The 1,765-nt window shown below is 73.0% G+C and carries 4 protein-coding genes; all 4 read left to right on the plus strand.

Features of this window, described 5'->3' with window-relative positions; translation table 11 throughout:
• Window positions 1-306: hypothetical protein (locus tag ACYVE9_RS25410; RefSeq protein WP_461030234.1), on the plus strand; the 306-nt coding region annotated here is incomplete at its 5' end.
• A complete protein-coding gene (locus ACYVE9_RS25415) occupies window positions 303-740 on the plus strand; it encodes a roadblock/LC7 domain-containing protein (protein ID WP_461030235.1) in 438 nt (145 codons plus the stop codon). The genes ACYVE9_RS25410 and ACYVE9_RS25415, both read left to right, overlap by 4 nt.
• A 22-nt stretch (window positions 741-762) precedes the next feature.
• Entirely contained in the window at window positions 763-1,200 is a 438-nt protein-coding gene (locus tag ACYVE9_RS25420) for a DUF742 domain-containing protein (protein ID WP_461030236.1), read from the plus strand.
• Window positions 1,181-1,765: GTP-binding protein (locus ACYVE9_RS25425; protein ID WP_461030237.1), on the plus strand; the 585-nt coding region annotated here is incomplete at its 3' end. The genes ACYVE9_RS25420 and ACYVE9_RS25425, both read left to right, overlap by 20 nt.

Consider the following 1,765-nt stretch of genomic DNA (forward strand, 5'->3'; position numbering starts at 1 on the left):
GGCGAGGCGCCCCGGGAGTCCCGCCCGGCGCCGTCCCCCGGCGGCCTGCCCCGCCGGGTACGGCAGGCCAGCCTGGCACCGCAACTGAGACAGCAGCGCGTCCCGGACCAGGCGTCTGATGCCTCTGACGCCGCAGACCCCGAGGTTCCTGTGGGCCTCGGCGAGAAGGCCTCGGCGGACCACCACACGTCCGAGGCCGACCGGGACGCGGACGCGGTCCGCAGCAGGATGTCGGCGCTCCAGCGGGGCTGGCAGCGCGGCCGGGAGCACAACGACAGAACCACACCGGAGGGGGACGGTCCATGACCGCACCAAGAGCCGCACGCGACACCCACTCGACCGGGGCCGGAGAACTGAACTGGCTGCTCGACGAGTTGGTGACGCGCGTCGGCAGCATACGCAAGGCGCTGGTCCTGTCCGGCGACGGACTGCCGAGGGGCACGTCCAAGGACCTGCCGCGGGAGGACGGTGAGCACCTGGCGGCCGTCGCCTCCGGGTTCCACAGCCTGGCCAGGGGCGTGGGCCGCCACTTCGGCGCGGGCGGCGTCCGGCAGACCGTCGTCGAACTCGACGACGCGTTCCTGTTCGTCACCGCCGCGGGCGACGGCAGCTGCCTGGCCGTGCTCGCCGAAGCGGACTCCGACGTCGGCCTGATCGCCTACGAGATGACCCTGCTGGTCAAGCGGGTCGGTGCGCACCTGGGCACCGCACCGCGCGACGACCGGCCCGACGGCGGCTGACCGCGAAGGTGGGGGACAGCGCATGAGGGAGCGATGGTTCGACGACGCCGCCGGTCCGGTCGTGCGTCCCTACGCCATGACCAGAGGCCGCACCCGCAGCGCCGCGGACGCCCGCCTCGACCTGATCGCACTGGTGTCGGCACCGGCCTTCCACCTCGGCCGGCCCGAGGCCGGACCCGACGGCAAGCCCACGACTCGGGCGGGCGACCAGACCGACACCCTGCACGTCGACCGCACACTGGCACCCGAGCACATCGACATCGTGCTGCGCTGCCGGCGCACGTCGCAGTCGGTGGCCGAACTCGCCGCCGACCTGGACCTGCCCGTGGGCGTGATCCGGGTGCTGCTCGGCGACCTGATCAACGCGGAGCTGGTCAAGGTGAGCCGGCCCGTCCCACCGGCCGAACTGCCCGACGAGGACATACTCCGCGAGGTGATCAATGGGCTCCGGGCACTCTGAGCGGCGCGGTGGCACCGCAGCCCCGCCGACCGCACTGAAGATCCTGGTGGCGGGTGGCTTCGGCGTGGGCAAGACGACCTTCGTCGGGGCGGTCAGCGAGATCAAGCCGCTCCGCACCGAGGAGGCGCTGACCGAGGCGGGCCGGGCCTTCGACAACACCGACGGCGTGGAGAACAAGCACACCACCACCGTGGCCATGGACTTCGGCCGGCTGACCCTGAGCGACGCCCTGGTGCTCTACCTGTTCGGCACCCCGGGCCAGGACCGCTTCTGGTTCCTGTGGGACGAGTTGGCCCAGGGGGCGCTGGGCGCGGTCGTCCTGGTGGACACCCGCCGGCTGGAGGACTGCTTCGCGGCCATCGACTACTTCGAGCGCCGCGGCATCCCGTTCGCGGTCGCCGTGAACTGCTTCGACGGAGCCGCCCACCACCCGGCCGAGTCGGTCCGCGCCGCCCTCGGTCTGGAATCGCGCGTCCCGGTCGTGCTGTGCGACGCCCGCCGACGCGAGTCGGCCCGCGACGCCCTGGTGGCAGTGGTGGAACACGCCGTGCGCACGGCCGCCGCC

Source organism: Streptomyces sparsus, assembly GCF_054776295.1.